Annotated in this window: 15 protein-coding genes; all 15 read left to right on the top strand. The window is 52.8% G+C overall.

Going from position 1 to position 18,866, the window contains the following annotated elements:
- Positions 1-48: 48 nt before the first annotated feature.
- The 15 genes from pflA (at position 49) to NST44_RS25510 (ending at position 18,821) form a co-directional block, all read left to right on the top strand.
- Complete coding sequence (gene pflA, locus NST44_RS25580) at positions 49-768, top strand: pyruvate formate-lyase-activating protein (protein ID WP_007129687.1); 720 nt, start codon at positions 49-51, stop codon at positions 766-768.
- Positions 769-985: 217 nt separating this feature from the next.
- Positions 986-2,338 (top strand): ABC transporter substrate-binding protein, encoded by a 1,353-nt coding sequence (locus tag NST44_RS25575; protein ID WP_028403702.1) that lies wholly within the window; start codon positions 986-988, stop codon positions 2,336-2,338.
- An 84-nt stretch (positions 2,339-2,422) separates the two neighbouring features.
- The gene (locus NST44_RS25570) at positions 2,423-3,307 is read left to right on the top strand and encodes a carbohydrate ABC transporter permease (RefSeq protein ID WP_007129689.1); all 885 of its coding nucleotides are present in this window, start codon (positions 2,423-2,425) and stop codon (positions 3,305-3,307) included.
- The gene (locus NST44_RS25565; RefSeq protein ID WP_007129690.1) at positions 3,308-4,135 is read left to right on the top strand and encodes a carbohydrate ABC transporter permease; all 828 of its coding nucleotides are present in this window, start codon (positions 3,308-3,310) and stop codon (positions 4,133-4,135) included. It abuts the gene before it with no gap.
- Between the two features lie 21 nt (positions 4,136-4,156).
- A complete protein-coding gene (locus NST44_RS25560; protein ID WP_210094694.1) occupies positions 4,157-6,016 on the top strand; it encodes a cache domain-containing sensor histidine kinase in 1,860 nt (619 codons plus the stop codon).
- Complete coding sequence (locus tag NST44_RS25555) at positions 5,991-6,776, top strand: response regulator transcription factor (protein WP_007129692.1); 786 nt, start codon at positions 5,991-5,993, stop codon at positions 6,774-6,776. Before NST44_RS25560 ends, NST44_RS25555 begins: the two co-directional genes overlap by 26 nt.
- A 97-nt stretch (positions 6,777-6,873) precedes the next feature.
- Positions 6,874-8,514: a glycoside hydrolase family 3 protein gene (locus tag NST44_RS25550; protein ID WP_028403700.1), complete on the top strand. Its 1,641-nt coding sequence runs from the start codon at positions 6,874-6,876 to the stop codon at positions 8,512-8,514.
- A gap of 172 nt (positions 8,515-8,686) precedes the next feature.
- A complete protein-coding gene (locus NST44_RS25545) occupies positions 8,687-11,506 on the top strand; it encodes a stalk domain-containing protein (protein ID WP_028403699.1) in 2,820 nt (939 codons plus the stop codon).
- Positions 11,507-11,777: 271 nt separating this feature from the next.
- Positions 11,778-12,245, top strand: a complete 468-nt coding sequence (locus tag NST44_RS25540) for a Fur family transcriptional regulator (protein ID WP_007129695.1) — start codon at positions 11,778-11,780, stop codon at positions 12,243-12,245.
- Positions 12,242-12,493, top strand: coding sequence for a membrane protein insertion efficiency factor YidD (gene yidD / locus NST44_RS25535; protein ID WP_007129696.1), 252 nt, complete (start codon positions 12,242-12,244; stop codon positions 12,491-12,493). Before NST44_RS25540 ends, yidD begins: the two co-directional genes overlap by 4 nt.
- Positions 12,494-13,127: 634 nt before the next feature.
- Positions 13,128-15,116, top strand: a complete 1,989-nt coding sequence (gene metG, locus NST44_RS25530) for a methionine--tRNA ligase (protein WP_210094693.1) — start codon at positions 13,128-13,130, stop codon at positions 15,114-15,116.
- A 196-nt stretch (positions 15,117-15,312) separates the two neighbouring features.
- On the top strand, positions 15,313-16,386 hold the full coding sequence (locus tag NST44_RS25525; protein ID WP_210094692.1) for a metal ABC transporter solute-binding protein, Zn/Mn family: 1,074 nt from the start codon (positions 15,313-15,315) through the stop codon (positions 16,384-16,386).
- 104 nt (positions 16,387-16,490) lie between these two features.
- Positions 16,491-17,240 (top strand): metal ABC transporter ATP-binding protein, encoded by a 750-nt coding sequence (locus NST44_RS25520; protein WP_007129699.1) that lies wholly within the window; start codon positions 16,491-16,493, stop codon positions 17,238-17,240.
- A gap of 20 nt (positions 17,241-17,260) precedes the next feature.
- On the top strand, positions 17,261-18,091 hold the full coding sequence (locus tag NST44_RS25515; RefSeq protein WP_186311071.1) for a metal ABC transporter permease: 831 nt from the start codon (positions 17,261-17,263) through the stop codon (positions 18,089-18,091).
- 16 nt (positions 18,092-18,107) lie between these two features.
- Positions 18,108-18,821, top strand: a complete 714-nt coding sequence (locus tag NST44_RS25510) for a cytochrome c biogenesis CcdA family protein (RefSeq protein WP_007129701.1) — start codon at positions 18,108-18,110, stop codon at positions 18,819-18,821.
- The last annotated feature ends 45 nt before the right edge of the window (positions 18,822-18,866 follow it).

Below are 18,866 nucleotides of genomic sequence, written 5' to 3'. Positions count from 1 at the left end.
GGGAGAAAGTCCCGGATGACTAAGCGGATACAGAAAGGATGATGCCCCATGCTGAAAGGCCATGTACACTCCATAGAAACGTTCGGAACGGTGGACGGTCCGGGTATCCGCTTCGTGCTCTTCATGCAGGGCTGCCTGTTAAAATGCCAATACTGCCATAACCCGGACACGTGGGGGTTGCACGAAGGTCAGGAGATGACGGTGGAGGAGGTATGCCGGGAGATCGAGCCGTATTTAAGCTATTACCGCGGTTCAGGCGGAGGGCTGACGGTTTCCGGCGGGGAGCCGACGCTGCAATACCCGTTCGTGGCCGAATTGTTCAAGGAAGTGAAGAAACGCTGGAACTTGCATACGGCCTTGGACAGTAACGGGTACAACGAACCGGATAAAATTGCGGAGCTGCTGGATTATACAGACCTTGTGCTGCTGGACCTTAAGCATATTCGCGACGACAAGCATATCGCGCTTACAGGCAAATCCAATGAGCGCACGCTGAAGATGGCCAGATGGTTGTCGGACCACGGAAAAAAGATGTGGATCAGGCATGTATTCGTTCCGGGCATCCACGACGAAGAGGAAGATCTTGCCGATCTGGGGCAGTTTATACGCACGCTTAAGGGCGTGGATAAATTCGAAATCCTGCCGTATCACCAAATGGGCGTGTACAAGTGGAAGGAGCTTGGGATGGCCTATCCGCTGGAAGGCGTGCCTTCGCCGACAGAGGAGGAAGTGGCGCGCGCATACCGGTTGATTGGAGAAGTTATCTGAGGTACTGCTTAGTACGGTATCCCTTTATAGCAGAATTAATGCCACATAATGTGTTAAGATAAATGACAGTGACCTTTCCTGAATATGGAAGGGTCACTGTTTTTTGTGGAAGATTTTATCCCTAAGATAGAATAATGTCGACCTATCGGAGAATGGAATCGCTTTCTATAATGAAGATGTAACAAAAACAAACAAACCTTTTGGAGGGTCAAAGACAATGAAGAAAAAGGGTCTGGCATTACTCATGTCGCTTCTATTCGTCTCGTCTGCGCTGTTGTCCGCTTGCGGAGGCAAGGGAGCCGAGAAGCCGTCAGGCGGTACGGGCGGTGCAGCGGGCAACGAACCGTTTGAGATTACGATCCGCCACACGCAAGTGGGCGAATCCAAGAAATTCCGTCTTGCGCTGCTGAACGACGTCGTCAGCAAAACCGAGGCGGCGGTGCCTGGCCTGAAGATCAAGCTGGATGCCGTCGACTCGGAGGTGAACCGCAAAGAGAAGCTTAGAGGCGAGATGGCCGCCGGCAAGCCGCCGGAAGTGTTCGATGTGTTCGGAAGCCCGGACGCAGGCGTATATGCAAAGGAAGGGCTGATGCTCGATCTGACGCCAATCCTTGACGAGCTTGGCATTAAAGACAAATTTACGACGCTGGATCCTTTCACCCACGACGGCAAAATCTACGGATTGCCAATCGGCGGCTCCATCGAAGGTATTTTCTATAACAAAGAATATTTCGAGCAGAAAGGCCTCTCCGTTCCGAAATCGCTGGCCGAGCTGGAGCAAATCGCGGAAGCGATCAAGGCGGACGGCAAAATCCCGTTTGCGCAATCCTCGAAGGACGCATGGATTCCGCTGATGACTACCAACAACCTGTGGAGCTACTACGCAGGACCGGAAGTGACGTACGGCTTCAAGACCGGCGAAACGAAGTGGACCGATCCGAAAGTGGTCGAAGGCGTGAAGAAGCATCAGGAATGGGTGGAGAAAGGTTATTTCAAGAAGGGCGAGCTCGGATTCGAGTATGCGGACATGAGAAACCAGATTCTCTCCGGCGAAGCTATCATGATGATGGACGGCTCATGGGCCAACTCGGTATTCCGTGATCCGGAGCAGGCTGGCGATATGGTCGGCAAGATCGGTTATTTCAACCTGCCGCCTGTAAATGCGGGCGACCCTGTCGTCGTCATGCAGGATGCGAATAACGGTTACGGCTTCTCGGCCGAAGTGGCCAATGATCCGCGTAAGCTGCAGGCCGTCAAGGAATTTATCAAGAACATGTGGACCGATGAAATGCAGCTGCGCGGTCTGAAGGAAGACGGTGTGCTTCCGGCAATGAAGATGGATCTGGAAACGATGAACTCGACGTCCGACGATCCGCTTATGCAGGATATTTTCAAAGGGGTCAGCGAGATCGGCAAATCCTTCCCTGCCTTTGACGCGCTCGTGCAGGCTGACGTGAACACCGCGCTGAGCATGGGCATCCAGCAGGTAATCGGCGGCGAGCTTGACGCTCAGAAGATGCTGGAGAACGTTCAAGCGGCGCAAGAAGCAGCCAACGCTACGGAGGAATAATCAAGTGCAGGCGAGTCAAGGCACTACCCGCTGTCATGGGGGTGCCTTTTCGCCTAAACGACAGACATCAATACGGAGGTTACTATGAATAAAGCGCTGAGAAATCCTCTGATCTACATCTTGTTCGTCCTGCCGGCATTCATCCTGTTCCTGGCTTTTTTCATTTACCCGATCTATACGGCGATTGACAACAGCTTTACGAGCTGGAACGGCATTTCCAAGGACGTGAAGTATATTGGATTCGATAACTATGCTACGGCCATGTCGGACGTCGCGTTCTGGAAATCGGTTAAGAACAATGTCTATTTCATTCTTTTCTCATGTTTGGTCCAGGTTCCGCTGATCGTCATCTTCTCGCTCCTTATCGCCAATGTGAAGCGGTTGAAAGGACTGTACAAAACCGCCGTATTCGCTCCGTCGATCATGTCGACGGCCGTCATCGGCATTCTGTGGGGCTTCATTTATAATCCGGACTTCGGCTTGATGAATCAACTCCTCGGGCTGTTTGGCGTGGAGCCGATCTACTGGCTGTCCGACAAAAACTGGGCGATGCTCTCGATCTTGATCACTAACGCTTGGCAATGGACCGGCTTCTACATTGTGATGGTGCTGGCCGCAATCATCTCCATTCCCAAGGAGCTGGATGAGGCGGCGGCAATCGACGGGGCCACCGGCTGGCAGCGAGCCATGAAAATTACGCTCCCTTTGGTAATGCCGATCATCTCCGTTGTCATCATGCTGTCGATCGCCGGGGCGATGAAAGCAGCCGATATTATCCTGGTAATGACCAAGGGCGGGCCGGCCGGCTCGACGGACGTCATGGCAACCTATATGATCCGTTATGCCATTACGAGCTTTAAGCACGGCTTCGGCAATTCGATTGCCGTTCTGATCTTCGTCTTTACGATGATCATTACCGCGCTCTATCAGGTACTGATCGCACGCCGCAACGAAAGGATTGAATACTAAATGAGAGCGATGAAGAAACTGATCCCGCATATTTTCCTGATGGCTTACCTGCTCGTCATTTTGTATCCGTTCCTGTTCGTACTGTTCTCGTCGGTAAAGACGGATAACCAGTCGATCGCGGCCAATCCGTTCGGGCTGCCCGACACCTTCGTGCTCGACAATTATGTCAATGCTTGGGTGAACGCGAAGATCAGCACTTATTTCTGGAACAGCTTGTATATCGGCGTGCTGTCCGCATGCTTGTCGATCCTGTTCGCGGCGATGCTGGCCTTTGCCATTACGCGTATGCGTTACAACCGGATCAGCGCCATCCTCTTCCAGTGCATCCTGCTGGGCATGCTTATTCCGAACAACTCCTTGATGCTGCCGATCTATGGCATCATGCGTCAATTGGACATTCTGAATACGCATATGGCGCTCATTCTGCCTTACGTGGCGAATGCGATTCCCTTCTCCGTAATCATTCTTGCTGCCTTCATGCGCTCGCTGCCCGGAGAAATCGAGGAAGCCGCCGTCATCGATGGATTGAGGTCTGGGGGCTTGTTTGCTAGAATTATCTTGCCTCTGACCGTTCCGGCTATCGTAACCGTGTTTATCATTAATTTCTTGGGGAATTGGAACGAATTTTTGCTTGCTAACTATTTCTTGTCCAATGACGAGTTGCGAACACTTCCAGTCGGGATGGTCGGTTTCAGGGACGCTTACAATATGAACTACGCCCAAATGTCGGCGGGGATCGTGTTCAGTGTTCTGCCGGTTCTGATCATCTATGCGATTCTTCAAGAGAAGATCATTGAAGGGGTCACCGCGGGAAGCGTGAAGGGGTAATGCGAAAGCGGGAGCATGCGTATGAATCTGCGGAACAAATTGTTTACGGCTTTTTTGGGACTCATTATCATTCCGTTGTTTTTGCTGGGCCTATTTACTTTTTTTATTACCTATAACTCGATTGAGGAAAAATACAGCCAGCAAGCCGAATATTCGCTTAAGGCGATCAGCTACAGCATTCTGAATGTATTCAAGGAGATGGAATACGTCACGGACAACGGGATTGCCACCTCCGTGTTCGCAATGGCGCTGAATGCGAAGGATCCGAACGATCAGAACCTGATTAAGGAGTCCAATGCGGAGCAGCTTAAATTGAATGACCGGCAGCGCAGCTTCCGAAATCTACTATATAACCACCCTGCGATCAGCTATGCCTTTTTGTATCATTTCAACCGGGAGTCGCCCCCGATTCCGATCTTCAGCAAAGAGAATTTCCGAACGCTTCCATATGACCAGTTTAAGAGCAGCCCGTTATATGATGAAGTGGTGGCGCTGAATGGAAGACCCATGTGGCTAGCCCCGCATGAATTTCAGGAGCTGACAGGCGAAGAGCCGGTATTTACCCAGATTCGGCTGATCAAAGATGTGACGACGCTGCGCAAGCTCGGCATATTGGTCGTCCAGATCAAGAAGTGGGAGTTCGAGGAAATCTTTCGCAATTTAACGATACCTAACAATCTGCAAAACACCTCGTTCATGCTCGTGAATAATGAAGGACTGGTTCTGTTTGATCCGGAGAACAGCATGGACGGACAAAATATCAAGCAATACATGAAGCATAAGGTCGAGTTCAAGCAAGGCTACCAGAGCTTTAAGGCCAAGTTCAACGGGAAGGAGCACATCGTTTCCATTTACCACCTGAATGATTACGGCTGGAATCTGGTCTCCTTCACCGATTGGAACTCGTTGTCCCAGGAAGTAACGTCGTTTGCCAAGTGGTTCTTCGTGATTATGGGCGTCTGCCTTGTCACCGCAATCGTCTTTAACCGGCTGTTCATGAACCGGATTACCGGGACAATTGCCGTCATTGTCCGGTTTATGCGCCGGGTCGAGGACGGAGACCTGAATGCGAGAGTCGAGGAGAAGGGCGAGGATGAGCTTCTGCTGCTCTCCAAAGGCTTTAACAATCTGATGAACCGGATCAACGATCTGTTCGTGCAGGTGAAGAAGGAGCAGCGGCAGAAGACGGAAGCGGAGATGCGGGTGCTGCAGGCGCAGATCAAGCCGCATTTCCTGTTCAACACCCTGGAGTCCATCAATGTGCTTGCCATCCAAAACGAAGGCCGCAAAGTGAGCGAGATGGTATACCGGCTGGCGAGCATCCTGCGCATCAGCATACAAGGCAAGGAAGAAATTACTTTGGAGGAAGAGATCAAGCATCTGCAGAGCTATCTGGAGATCCAGAAGTTCAGGTTCGAGGATGTGTTCGACTATGAAATCGACATTCCGAAGGAGCTGATGCACAGCCGCATCCTCAAGCTGACGCTGCAGCCGCTGGTGGAGAACAGCATCCAGCACGGATTTGAAGGAATCTCGTACAAGGGACTCATCCGGATATCGGCATGGAAGGAACTCGGCAATGTTATCATCCGGGTGGAGGACAACGGGCTTGGAATGACCCCGGAGCAGCTGTCGATGTTTGAATATATGGTGCATGACGATTCGATGTCGCAGCAGGCGAAGCTGCAGAATTTGAAGGTGAATCAGGAACGCCGCGGGCTTGGACTGCGAAGCGTAGCAGACCGCATACGCATTCAGTACGGCGATTATTACGGTCTGTTTATCTGCTCGAGCCGTCCCGGCGGCACCGTTATACAATGTGTCATACCCAATTATGATAGGGGGGAAGGGCAGCGTGTTGAAGGTATTATTGGTCGATGACGAGGCTCCGATCTTGAACAATCTGAACAGGGTGCTCCCGTGGGAGGAGATGGGCATGAAGGTGATCGGTTTGGCCCGCAGCGGGACGGAAGCATTGGAAATCGCCGAACAGTATACGCCGGATCTGATTTTGTCGGACATTCGGATGCCCGTGATGGACGGCCTGACATTCATTTCGAAAATTCGGGAAGAGGGGAGCCGCGCGGAAATCATACTGCTTACCGGCTATCAGGAATTCGAGTATGCCAGGGAAGCGATTAAGCTCGGCGTCAAGGATTATATCAGCAAACCGATCCATTATGGCGAGCTGGAGAATAAGGTGCGCGAGATCGGGGAGGAAATCCGTAAGAAGAGGGCGAAAGAGAAGTATTACAGCACCGTTTCGCTGATCGACGATGTTCCGGGGCCGGAGACCGCCAAGAAGACGCCCGAGCAGCTGGTCGCTTCCGCCCTGGAGTATATCAATACCAATATGGGGCAGGACCTGGGCATTGAAGAGCTCTCGGAGCATTTGGGCATCAGCTCGAGTTACTTTTGCCTGCTGTTCAAGAATCACGTGGGGCTGACCTTTGTCGAATATTTGACGAAGCAGCGGATGGAGGCGGCCAAGTTCCTCCTCGTGAACAGTGATAAGAACATTGCCCAGATCGGCTCCTTTGTCGGTTATCATGAGCGGCGCTATTTCACGAAGGTGTTTCAGAAAGCGACCGGCATGACCCCGTCCGAATTCCGGGAAATGTCCGGCAAAGCAACGGTATGAACTTATTCTGGACGCTGCAGGCAGCTCATGCATCATGCGCTCGATTTCATCTTAGCCTGCGAAGTCCCTAATATGAGAGAAAGTAGGTACGTAATCGATGAAGTGGACTGCAGCAGATTTAACCTTGGAGCAAAAAGTTGGACAAATGTTCATTTGCGGATTCAATGCGCTGACACCGAATGAGCATGCCAGAGTATTGATCGAACAGCATCAGATCGGCGGCATCTGTTATTTCCGCCGCAATGTGGAGACCCTGCCGCAGCTTGCGGAGCTGTCGGAAGCCCTCCAGCGCATGGCCGCGGAGAAGCAGAGCATCCCGCTCTTGATTTCAATCGACCAGGAGGGCGGCATGGTTGCCCGCATTGACCATGACGGGATCAGCCGCATTCCTGGAAATATGGCGCTCGGCGCTTCAGGCAGCGTGGAGGATTGCTATGAGGTGGCAAGGATCGGAGCCCGCGAGCTGCGCTCCCTCGGCGTAAACATGAACTTCGCCCCTTGCCTTGATGTTAACAATAATCCGCGCAATCCGGTCATCGGGGTGCGTTCCTTCGGCGAGGATCCTGAAGCGGTGGCAGCCCTTGGCGCGGCAAGTATCAGAGGATATCAGGAAGAAGGCGTATCCGCTACGGCCAAGCATTTTCCCGGGCACGGCGATACGAGCGTCGATTCCCATCTGGGCAGAGCGTCGGTTCCGCATGACAGAGAGCGCTTGAACCGGGTGGAGCTGTATCCGTTCATCCAAGCGATCAAGCATGGGGTAGACGCGATTATGACGGCCCATGTCAGCTTTCCGGCGATTGAGCCGAGCGATCTGCCAGCCACCTTGTCCCGCGCGGTGTTGACCGGACTGCTCCGGGAGGAGCTGGGCTTCGAAGGACTGATCGTAACCGATTGCCTGGAAATGCACGCCATTTCCAAAGAATACGGCATACCAGAAGGCGCCATCCGCGCGATCCAGGCCGGGGCGGACTGTGTGCTCGTCAGCCATACGCTCTCGGAGCAGACCGCGGCGATTACAGCTGTCATCGAGGCTGTCCGGAGCGGAAGAATTCCGATGGCGCAAATCGATGCTGCCGTGGGCCGGATCCTGGCTTTGAAGGAGCGTAATGCCAAGCTGGCAGCCGAGCTGCCGGTTCAGCCCGTAGCCCGGGTGAGCGAGGAGACGAAGCAGCTGCTGTTCGATATTGCAGGTAGAGGCATTACGCTTGTCAAGGACGAGGGACAGCTGCCGCTGCAGGCGGAGGAGCCAGTAGCGGTGATCTGGCCGGAGCTGCTTAAGGCAACCCAGGTTGATGAGGCATGGAGCAAGAGCTATACGCTGGGCAACGCGCTTAGAAGTAGAGGGGTCCAGGCGGATGATGTGCGCGTCGGCACCAATATGACCGATGAAGAGGTAGAGCAGGCGCTTCAAGCGGTGAGCGGTTATACGCAGATCGTAGTCGCTACGTATACCTCCGAGAGTCGTCTTCCGGAGGGGCAGAAGAAGCTGGTGGAGCGGCTGTCCGCGCTCGAAGGCGTAACGTTGATCGTCGTTGCGACCCGCAACCCGTACGATCTTATCGATCTCCCGCCGGTTCCTGCGTATTTGTGCACGTATGAAAATACACCGTACTACATGCAAGCCGCTGCGGATGTGCTTCTCGGTAAGCTAAAGCCGGGCGGCAGGCTCCCGGTCGGAATCAGCGAGACTTATCCGCTGGGCTGGAGCTATAACCAGAACGTTGCAAACCGTTAAATCACGATAATTAACGTTAAATCACGTGAAAAACCGGAGCTATCCTCCTGGAGGGGGCTCCGGTTTTACTATTATCCTGACCATTTATAGCAACTTTTCAGGATTTATGGCGTCTAATAGTATGTCTGATAGAGACAGTAGAGACTATAAAGCAGTTTTAAAGGAGTAGAGGATGAACTTCAGAAGAATCTCATTGATCACCGTCCTTGCTGCGGCACAGGTATTTGCAGCCGTTCCGGCAGCGGCAGCATCACCGGATTTGACGGCTCCGGCCCAATCCGCCGGTTCGACGCTGCAGTCCACTGCGGTGGAACAAGGTGAGCAAAGCCTGCAGCAGCAGACGGATCAGCAAGACGTACAGCCAGAACAGCAGTCAGTAGAAGAACAGTCGGTCGAAACGGATTCAATAGAAACGGATTCAGCACAGCAAGAAAGTGCGGATTCGATTCCGGATGAAGCCGAGGGAGTTTCATCATCCGTTGATACGGAGCAAGACAGTAAACAGTCAGCGAATCAGCAGCAAGCAGAGGAAGAGGGGAACGGTTCGGGAGAGACCGGGAATAGCTCCGGTAACACCGGGAACGATACGAACATATCGAGCACCTCCGAAACATCGCCGGCTTCCAAGAATGAGCTTGTGCTTTTGATGAACAGTGACGTGATGTACCATAACGGACAGCGCTATAAGGCCGGGGAGCCGATGGCCGTCAAGAAAGGCGTATCTTATATAGCGGTACGGGCAATGGTCGAGCGTGCAGGTCTTAAGCTCTCTTTTGACAATAAGACAAAGGAAACCATTATCATCAAGGATGGCAATGAGCTCCGCTTTAAGACAGGGAGCAGCAATTATAAAGTAAACGGACAGGTCCGCCCGATGAAGGGGCCGGCCTATATTTCCAACAATGTGTTTATGGTTCCATTAACTTCGATTACGCAAGCGCTTGATATTCCATATACGGTTAATCAATCCGAGAAGAAAGTGATTCTTGACCTGTCCCGTAGCGGCAGCGGAGACGGAGGCAGCAGCGACGGCGGAAGCACGCAGCCTGAGCCGGGAGACGGCAGCGGGGGCAGCCAGGTGCCTAACCTTCCGAATCTTGGTCCTAACGATCTGATCCTGATGATGAACAGCGACGTTATGTATCAAGGCGGCAAGATGTATAAGGCCGGACAGCCGATGGCCGTAAAGCGGGGGGTATCCTACGTCGCGATCCGATCGCTGGTCAATCGGGTAGGGCTTAAGCTTACCTATGACGCGAAGACGAAGGAGACGATTATTATCCGCGGCGGCGACGAGCTTCGGTTCAAAACGAACAGCAGCGTGTACACCGTCAACGGAGAACGCAGAACGATGAAGGGACCTGCGTATCAGAGCAACAATACGTTCATGGTACCGCTGACAAGCATTACGCAGGCACTGGATATTTCCTATAAGGTGGACCAGCCGAACAAACGCATTATACTCAGCCTGAGCACGAAGCCGATCGCGTCCTTCACCGTGTCGCCGGCCGAAATTTATGCCGGAGAGACCTATGTTACGTATCGGACGAATGCCTATTCCCCGACAGGACTTCCCATTGTGGATGAGCGCTGGGAGGGACGGGAGGAGATGTTTAGCCAGCCGGGCACCTACCCTGTCACCTACTCGGTTCAGGATTCAAGCGGCGAGTGGAGCGATCCATACACGCTGAATATTCAGGTCCTCGCACCGAATACGCCGCCGGTCGCCATGTTCACGACAGACAAAGAACAATACAAGATGGGTGAGAAAATCACCTATATCGACCAGAGCTACGACCAGGACCCGGGCGATGAGCTGACTTACAAATGGGAAAATAACGAAAAGGCGTTCTTTACCGCGGGTTCGCACAAAGTCCGGTTAATCGTAACGGATAAAAAAGGCGCGACCAGCACGTACGAGAAGGTCATTACCGTGACGAACGAGGTATTGTATACCCAAGACCAGTTCAACCAATTGTTTACGGATATCGGCGATAGCTATTCATTCAACGGCTCCGTGGTACCGACTTGGGACTTGCTGCCGATTACCCGAAGCTCCGAGCCGACGATGCTGATCCGCAGCAACTCGCCGGAGACGGTGTACCAGGAAGGGATCGTTTATCGGGAGACCGGCAACGGCAGCACCCGGTTCATGATCCATCATATGAACGCTACCGGGAAAAATATGAAGATGTACGTCGTGGCCACCAATATCAACAGCTTACCGACAAGGCTGACAACCGAATATTCCGGCATGGGCGGACCGATCAATATTCCGACCGCAACAGGCAAGGCGGCTGTGCTTCGTTACCTGGAATCCATGCAGTCATCGGCCGATTATCAATCCATCACGATGGCTCCGGGGGAGAGCAGAGTAATTCTGAAGGATCTAAGCGCCCAATCGCTGAAGAACGGGCAGGTTGTTTCCATGCTCGCTGACCTGTATTCGGATGCGCCGATCCGTTATGATGTCATCATGATCGATGAAACGAAAGACCCGATCCAGAAGCTGCCTCACCTGATTTTGCAGTCGCCGGACGGTGTGCATAATCGGGGATCCTATGCGGATTCGACGAGAATCATCGAATCCTACGAGCTTGTAGGCAACAAGCCGGGGCGTCTTGCGATCGGGGACAATACGAATGACCCGAACCTGGAAGGATACGACGGGATTAACGGCTCCTATACAACCAATGCCGGCAATTTCGGCGTCCTGTACAAAATCAAGCTGCACCGCGTAGCGCCGAATACGCTGATCACGCTGAATCCGCGCGGCGGCAAATACATGGGTGCCATGATGGTCAACGGCAAGATTATTCAAACGCCGAATACGAGCAATGGAGCGGTATCCGCTCCGAACGATGCAGCCGTGCTGTATCGAACAGGCAGCTACGAGGAAACGGTGGAATTTCTCTTCACGGCAGCGCCGGGAAGCAGCCTTCCGATCAATCTCCTTGTGCAGCCGCTGCCCGAGTTAAAGAACGAATCCTGATAAGATGATGAAATTGTAACGATGAATGTTGTTAGCACCGGGCACAGCGATCCTAACATGACCGCTCTTTGGTGCAGGGGAGGCTGTTTTCGAACCGTAAATAACGGTTTCGAAGACGGCCTCTTTCCGGCTTCATGGCGGATACAGCTGCGGGCTCAAGCGTAGTGCCATAAACTGACGTTCGGGCAGGAGGGATAACCGCTTTCATTGACGATGGCTGTTTTTTCAGGCATTATTAAGGGAGTTGACACGAACAGGAGGTCACTTGCGTATGCTTACGACGGAACAGATTATTGACGCCATGTCGGAACATGGGCTGCGCATTACCGATCAGCGAAAGACGCTTGCCAAATTGTTTGGAGAGCATGAGGGCTATCTGACAGCCAAGGACGTTTATGAATATATGGGCCGGAAGTACAGCGGGCTAAGCTTTGATACGGTATATCGTAATTTGCGGGTCCTGTATGAGCTCGGCTTGCTGGAGCAGGTTGTGTTTGAGGAAGGCATCAAATTCAGAGGGCGCTGCAGCGAGGATCATCACCATCATCACATGATCTGTCTGCAATGCCAGAAAACGTACCCGATTACGTTCTGTCCGATGCAGCTGACCGACGCGCCGGACGATTTTCAAGTCGTCCAGCACAAATTCGAGGTGTTCGGCTACTGCCGCGATTGCTGCAAGGCGGATGCCGGCGGACAGGCGGCCAAGGGCCAAGGAAAGCAGGAGCAACAGGTATGAGCACCGCACGCCGGGTGGTGAAGGTTCCGATCCACTTCTATCGGAAATTCATCTCTCCATTAAAGCCGGCGACCTGCCGTTTCTATCCGACTTGCTCAGCCTATGCCCTTGAAGCGATCGAAGTTCACGGTGCTCTGAAGGGCTCCTGGCTGGCTGCTAAACGGATTGCCAGATGCCACCCGTTTCATCCCGGGGGGATCGATCTTGTCCCGCCCCGGAAGGGCGAGGAGCCGGCACCGATGGAATAGGCGGTTGCAAGCTGCCAGATGATGAGCGAATAAATTCTATGAAATTGCCCATGCTGTGTTCATAAGAGCAAGATACACCTTGACACTCGTTGTTATGGTTGATTAAAATGGATACAACCTATTAATCGAGATCAAAAAGTGGGATTTTCAGCACCAAGAAGGCTGGATGAAGCTAGGGACTGAGGAGCGGAGCGTACGTTTTGGGTACGTGAGCACCGGAAGGCCCGGCTGAATTCAAGAATCGATGCCGAGTTACTTCTTGTCTCACTTCGTGATCAAAAGACGACTTTTTGATCAACCCTTTTATAATGATTTCCAATGAAGAGATAAGTACGAGAGCTGTCGCCTTGTCCAGAGAGCCGGGGAAGCTGCAAACCGGTCTTGGCGCATTTCGGAAAATGGTCTTGGAGGAACCGCTTTTGAGCGTGCAGCTGAACAAGGATGGCTGCCGTAAAGGAGCGGCGTGAGCCAGCGTTAATGGCGGTCCGCGAATGAAGCGGCAGATGAGCCTGTAACCTGTAAGGGTTGCGGGGAAATTGGGTGGTAACACGTGAGATCAGCTCTCGTCCCATTGGGACGGGAGCTTTTTATGTTGTTTCGAGCATCTCCATTTCATGGCAAAGGAAGGATTACAATGACAGACAAGAAGACATTTTACATTACAACCCCGATCTACTATCCGAGCGACAAGCTGCACATCGGACATGCGTACACGACGGTGGCCGGCGACGCGATGGCGCGCTACAAGCGGCTGCGCGGATATGATGTCCGTTATTTGACGGGCACGGATGAGCATGGTCAGAAGATCGAGCGGAAAGCGGCCGAAGCCGGCAAAACGCCGCAGCAATTCGTTGATGACATCGTGGCAGGCATTAAGGATCTCTGGAAGAAGCTTGACATTTCGAATGAGGATTTCATCCGGACAACCGAGAAACGCCATACGTCGGTTGTACAAGAGGTATTCGAGCGGCTGCTGAAGCAGGATGACATTTACAAAGGCGAGTACGAGGGCTGGTATTGTACTCCTTGCGAATCGTTCTTCCTGGAGCGTCAGCTGGTTAACGGCAACTGCCCGGATTGCGGCCGGCCGGTTGAGCTCGTGAAGGAGGAAAGCTACTTCTTCCGGATGGGCAAATACGTGGACCGTCTCCTGCAGTATTATGAGGAGCACCCGGATTTCATTCAGCCGGTATCCCGGAAGAACGAAATGATCAACAACTTCATCAAGCCGGGTCTTGAGGACCTCGCCGTCTCCCGTACAACCTATGAATGGGGCGTCAAGGTCAAGAGCGATCCGAAGCATGTGATCTACGTATGGATCGATGCGCTGCTGAATTATATCACGGCGCTTGGCTACGGCTCGGAGGACAGCTCGCTGTTTGACCGGTATTGGCCGGCGGATGTACATCTGATGAGCAAAGAGATCGTCCGGTTCCATACGATCTACTGGCCGATCATTCTCATGGCGCTGGATCTGCCGCTTCCGAAAAAAGTGTTCGCACACGGATGGCTGCTGATGAAGGACGGCAAAATGTCCAAATCCAAAGGCAATGTGGTCGACCCGGTTACGATGATCGACCGCTACGGTCTGGATTCGCTCCGTTATTATTTGCTGCGGGAGGTTCCTTTCGGAGCGGACGGCACATTCACACCGGAAAGCTTCGTCGAGCGGGTGAACTCGGATCTGGCCAATGACCTCGGCAATCTGCTGAATCGGACCGTGGCGATGGTATATAAATATTTCGACGGTGAGGTTCCCGCCTTCAAGGCAGGCGTGACCCCTTACGATTCATCCATCGAGGAAGCTGCTAAGGCGGTCTATGATAAGGTCGAGACCGCGATGGAGAATATGGAGTTCTCCGTAGCTCTAACGGCAATTAGCCAGTTCGTCAGCCGCAGCAATAAATATATCGATGAGACCCAGCCGTGGGCACTGGCCAAGGATGAGAGCAAACGCGAAGAGCTTGCATCCGTCATGAGCCATTTGGTGGAGACGCTGCGTGTTGCCTCGATCCTGCTGCAGCCGTTCCTGACCCGGACGCCGAAGAAAATCTGGGAGCAGCTCGGTCTCTCGGAAGGAGATCTGACAACGTGGGATAGCGGCCGCGACTTCGGTGCGATACCGGCGGGAACGAAGCTTCAGAAGGGCGACCCGATCTTCCCTCGCCTCGATCCGGAGCAGGAGGTCGCTTATATCGCCGAAGCGATGACGGGCGGTGCAAAGGCTGCTGAGGAAGCCAAGAACGATCCGCAGCCGGCGGCTTCGGCTGCGGATGCCGAGGAAGCACCGGAGCTGAAGGAGGAAATCGGCATTGAGGATTTCGCCAAAGTCGAGCTTCGTGTTGCCCAGGTTACAGCAGCCGAGCCGGTGAAGAAGGCCGACAAGCTGCTAAAGCTGCAGCTCGATCTGGGCTTTGAACAGCGTCAAGTCGTGTCCGGAATCGCGAAGTTTTACAAGCCGGAGGAGCTGGTGGGGCAGAAGGTCATCTGTGTGACGAATTTGAAGCCGGTGAAGCTCAGAGGCGAGCTGTCCCAGGGCATGATCCTGGCTGCCTCGAAAGGCGATCAGCTCACGCTCGCAACGGTGCCGGAGAGTATGCCGAATGGCGCAATCGTCAAATAATTAGCGCTTGAAATTGAATGAAGAAGGTTAGAAGGGTGTACCCTGTTAACGGGTACGCCTTTTTTCTATGGAAGGAACGATATGAGCAAAAAATTAATAGTAACGGTTACGATGTAGTTGACAATCTCGTTTTTCTTCTCTTATAATCTTGTTAGTAATGTTTACGATTAGATAGAACGGAGCGGGTGAGGGAATCATGAGCAGGAACAAGAAAGCGAAGTGGACATGGGGAATGGCAGCATTGCTGTCGGCACTGCTAATCGTGTCAGGCTGCGGCAGCAAATCCGGCGGCAGCATTGTGGAAGGGAAAATCAATGTCATAACGACCTTCTATCCCATATATGAATTTACGAAGGAAATTGGCGGTGAAGAGGTTAATGTCGTTAATCTGCTGCCGACCGGAGTCGAGCCGCATGATTGGACGCCGAAAAGCCAGGACATGGTCAATGCCTCCAAGGCCCAGTTGTTTCTATATAACGGTGCCGGATTTGAAGGCTGGGTTCCTTCATTTCTCAAGGGACTGAATAAAGATTCCGAGGTGAAGGCCGTCGAGGTAAGCCAAGGCATTCAACTGATTGATGCCGAGGGAGATGACGGCCATAATCATGGAGCCAGTGACGAGGCTGGACATGAACACAGCCATGAAGCGGCCGGAGAGGCCGCAGAAGAAGAGCGTGATCACAGTCACGATGAGGCCGCAGCGGAAGAGCATGCCGCAGGGTCGGGCACAGCCGAAGGAACCAGCCATCATACCGATCCTCATACATGGGTGAGCCCGAAGTCAGCCTTGATCATGGCCGAGAATATCAAGAACAGCCTGGTCGATGCGGATCCGGAACATAAAGCGCAGTACGAACAGCGTTATGAAGCGCTGAAGGATAAGCTTGCTAAGCTCGATCAGGATTTTACCGAACAATTGTCCGGCCTTCCGAAGAAAGACATCGTCGTCTCCCATCAAGCATTCGGATATCTATGCCGGGACTACGGGCTTACGCAGCACGCGATCATGGGATTGTCCCCTGATGCCGAGCCGCGCGCGCAGGATATCGTGAATTTGACGAAAACGGTAAATGAAAAGGGGCTCCGTTACGTATTCTTCGAGGAGCTTGTGTCGGATAAGCTGGCCAAGACCCTTGCAAATGAGGCCGGTGTAGAGACGCTTGTCCTAAACCCGGTAGAGGGATTGACGAAGGAGCAGGCGGAGAACGGAGAGAACTACTTCACGATTATGGAGAAAAATTTGCAAAATCTAAAGAAGGCCTTACAATAATAGAGAAGGGGGGAGCTAAGTCCCCTCTTCTTCCTGTCATTACAGGGTATAAAAGCTGCATAAATTTTGATAGCAAAATTTAAAGATAGAAAGGCGGCCAGGTTATGGAACCGGCAGCACAGGATTGCCACCAAACGATTATACAAATCGATAATGTATCCTTTAATTACCGGGATCAGAAGGTGATTAAGGACTTGAATTTCTCAATTAAAGAGCGGGACTTTGTAGGCATTGTCGGCTCGAACGGAGCGGGCAAGACCACCTTGCTGCGGATGATCGTCGGGCTTCTGCCGGCTGCGGAGGGCTCGATCGAGCTGTTCGGCCAGCCGATCCGCAAATTCCGGGATTGGGAGCGCATCGGCTATGTGCCGCAGAAAAATGCGTTCAATCCGCTCTTTCCCGCTACCGTCCGGGAAGTCGTTCTTTCGGGATTATATAACCGTAAGAAGATGTTCCGCCGCATCAGCCGCGAGGATCACCGCAAATGCGAGGATGCCCTGGAGGTTATGCGGATTCAGGATATTGCGGATAAGCGGATCGGCGCATTGTCCGGCGGCCAGCAGCAGCGCGTGTTTCTCGCGCGCGCGCTGATCAACCGTCCGGATCTCCTCATATTGGACGAGCCGACAATCGGAATCGACGCCGAGACGCAGGCCGGTTTTTTCGACTTGATCACCCATATGCATGCGCATCACCACATGACCTTTCTGATGGTCACGCATGATCTCGATATGGTGAAGGATTATTTGGGAGAATCGCCGGTATCGCATAACGGAAAAATCCAGTTTTTCGTTCGGCATTCCCATGAGATCGAAAACTGCGAGATCGAGGATCTTCAGCATTCTCTCGTTTAAATTAGGTATTAATTCATTGGATGCAAGAGAAGGAGACGTTGTCATTGCTTGATATATTGCAAAGCGATTTTTTTCAGCGGGCGCTTGTCGGGGGAATATTGATCGGCATCACCGCACCGCTCATCGGAATATTTCTTGTGCTGCGCCGGCTGTCCATGATCGGAGATACGCTGTCCCATGTGACGATTGCCGGCGTTGCGCTCGGATTTCTGATTGAAGTATACCCGCTGGCTGCCGGGCTTGTGTTCGCGGTTGCGGCATCCTTCGCGATTGAGAAGCTGCGAAAGGCGTACAAGAGCTATGCCGAGCTGTCCATTGCGATCATCATGTCAGGCGGCGTAGCGCTCGCGTCGCTGTTCTTCACGCTGGGAATGGGCTATAATACGGATGTCATGAGCTATCTGTTCGGCAGTATCTACACTTTGGATACGACGGATATATATATGGTTGGCGGCGTTACCGTTATCGTCATTGCCGTGGTCTTCCTGCTGCTTAAGGAATTTTTCCTGTTAAGCTTCGAGGAGGACGCTGCCAGCGTCAGCGGACTGCCGGTCAAAGTGATGAACATGGTGATCACGGTATTGACCGCGCTCGTCGTCAGCACGGCGATCAAAATCGTCGGCGCACTGCTCGTGTCCGCGCTTCTGACGATACCGGTTGCCATCAGCCTGCTTCTGGCACGCAGCTTCCGGAGCTCGATCATTCTGTCCGTGGTCATCTCGGAGATCGCCGTCATCGGAGGTTTGATGCTGGCCGGCGTATTTAACCTGGCGCCTGGAGCAACGATTGTACTGCTGCTGATCGGCCTGCTCATCGTCGCATTGGTCGGCAAAAAGGGTTTTACGACGTAAGGAGGTCTAACATTCAATGGCTGATATTAACGTCGGCATCGCATTTGCAGCCGGATTCGCATCCTTTATATCCCCATGCTGCTTGCCGTTATATCCGTCTTATTTATCCATCATCACCGGCATGTCGGTCAATGATTTGAAGAATGAGCAGAACCGCAAGGAGGTCCGCTTCCGGACGATGACGCATACCCTTGCGTTCATTCTTGGTTTTTCGGCGGTTTATTACACCCTTGGATGGGGAGCGGGGCTGTTCGGGGAGTTCTTCATGGAGTACCAGGACCTGATCCGCCAGCTGTCCGCGCTGTTAATCATTGTTATGGGGCTTATGCTGGTCGGCATTTTCCAGCCCCGATTTTTGATGAAAGACCGGAAATTCAACTTTAAATCCAAGCCGACCGGATACATAGGAACCTTTCTGTTCGGAATCGGATTTGCCGCAGGCTGGTCGCCTTGCGTCGGACCGATTCTGACCGCGATTATCGCGCTTGCCGCTTCGGATCCCGGCACATGGTTTCCGCTGATCACATCTTACTCGCTGGGCTTTGCCGTACCGTTTTTTATTCTGGCCTTTTTCATCGGATCGACGCGGTGGATTTTGAAGTATTCCAGCATCTTGATGAAGGTGGGCGGCATATTGATGATCCTGATGGGGATCCTGCTGTTTACGGACCAAATGTACAAAATCACAATTTGGCTGCAGGGCATTACGCCTGAATGGCTGAAATTTTGATGCTGCTTGGCTCCTTTTGGCTCCAGGCTCTTGGATATTGGTAAA

This window comes from Paenibacillus sp. FSL W8-0919, from assembly GCF_038003785.1.
In the GTDB taxonomy this organism is placed as follows: Bacteria; Bacillota; Bacilli; order Paenibacillales; family Paenibacillaceae; genus Paenibacillus_AQ; species Paenibacillus_AQ lactis.
This window is presented reverse-complemented; position numbering and strand designations above follow the sequence as displayed.

What these genes read in the sequence shown, in the direction of transcription:
- NST44_RS25525 (WP_210094692.1), top strand. Translation starts at nt 15,313, where the DNA reads ATGAGCAGGAACAAGAAAGCGAAGTGGACATGGGGAATGGCAGCATTG.
- NST44_RS25570 (WP_007129689.1), top strand. Translation starts at nt 2,423, where the DNA reads ATGAATAAAGCGCTGAGAAATCCTCTGATCTACATCTTGTTCGTCCTG.
- NST44_RS25575 (WP_028403702.1), top strand. Translation starts at nt 986, where the DNA reads ATGAAGAAAAAGGGTCTGGCATTACTCATGTCGCTTCTATTCGTCTCG.
- NST44_RS25510 (WP_007129701.1), top strand. Translation starts at nt 18,108, where the DNA reads ATGGCTGATATTAACGTCGGCATCGCATTTGCAGCCGGATTCGCATCC.
- NST44_RS25565 (WP_007129690.1), top strand. Translation starts at nt 3,308, where the DNA reads ATGAGAGCGATGAAGAAACTGATCCCGCATATTTTCCTGATGGCTTAC.
- NST44_RS25560 (WP_210094694.1), top strand. Translation starts at nt 4,157, where the DNA reads ATGAATCTGCGGAACAAATTGTTTACGGCTTTTTTGGGACTCATTATC.
- NST44_RS25550 (WP_028403700.1), top strand. Translation starts at nt 6,874, where the DNA reads ATGAAGTGGACTGCAGCAGATTTAACCTTGGAGCAAAAAGTTGGACAA.
- NST44_RS25515 (WP_186311071.1), top strand. Translation starts at nt 17,261, where the DNA reads ATGCAAGAGAAGGAGACGTTGTCATTGCTTGATATATTGCAAAGCGAT.
- metG (WP_210094693.1), top strand. Translation starts at nt 13,128, where the DNA reads ATGACAGACAAGAAGACATTTTACATTACAACCCCGATCTACTATCCG.
- NST44_RS25540 (WP_007129695.1), top strand. Translation starts at nt 11,778, where the DNA reads ATGCTTACGACGGAACAGATTATTGACGCCATGTCGGAACATGGGCTG.
- NST44_RS25520 (WP_007129699.1), top strand. Translation starts at nt 16,491, where the DNA reads ATGGAACCGGCAGCACAGGATTGCCACCAAACGATTATACAAATCGAT.
- yidD (WP_007129696.1), top strand. Translation starts at nt 12,242, where the DNA reads ATGAGCACCGCACGCCGGGTGGTGAAGGTTCCGATCCACTTCTATCGG.
- pflA (WP_007129687.1), top strand. Translation starts at nt 49, where the DNA reads ATGCTGAAAGGCCATGTACACTCCATAGAAACGTTCGGAACGGTGGAC.
- NST44_RS25545 (WP_028403699.1), top strand. Translation starts at nt 8,687, where the DNA reads ATGAACTTCAGAAGAATCTCATTGATCACCGTCCTTGCTGCGGCACAG.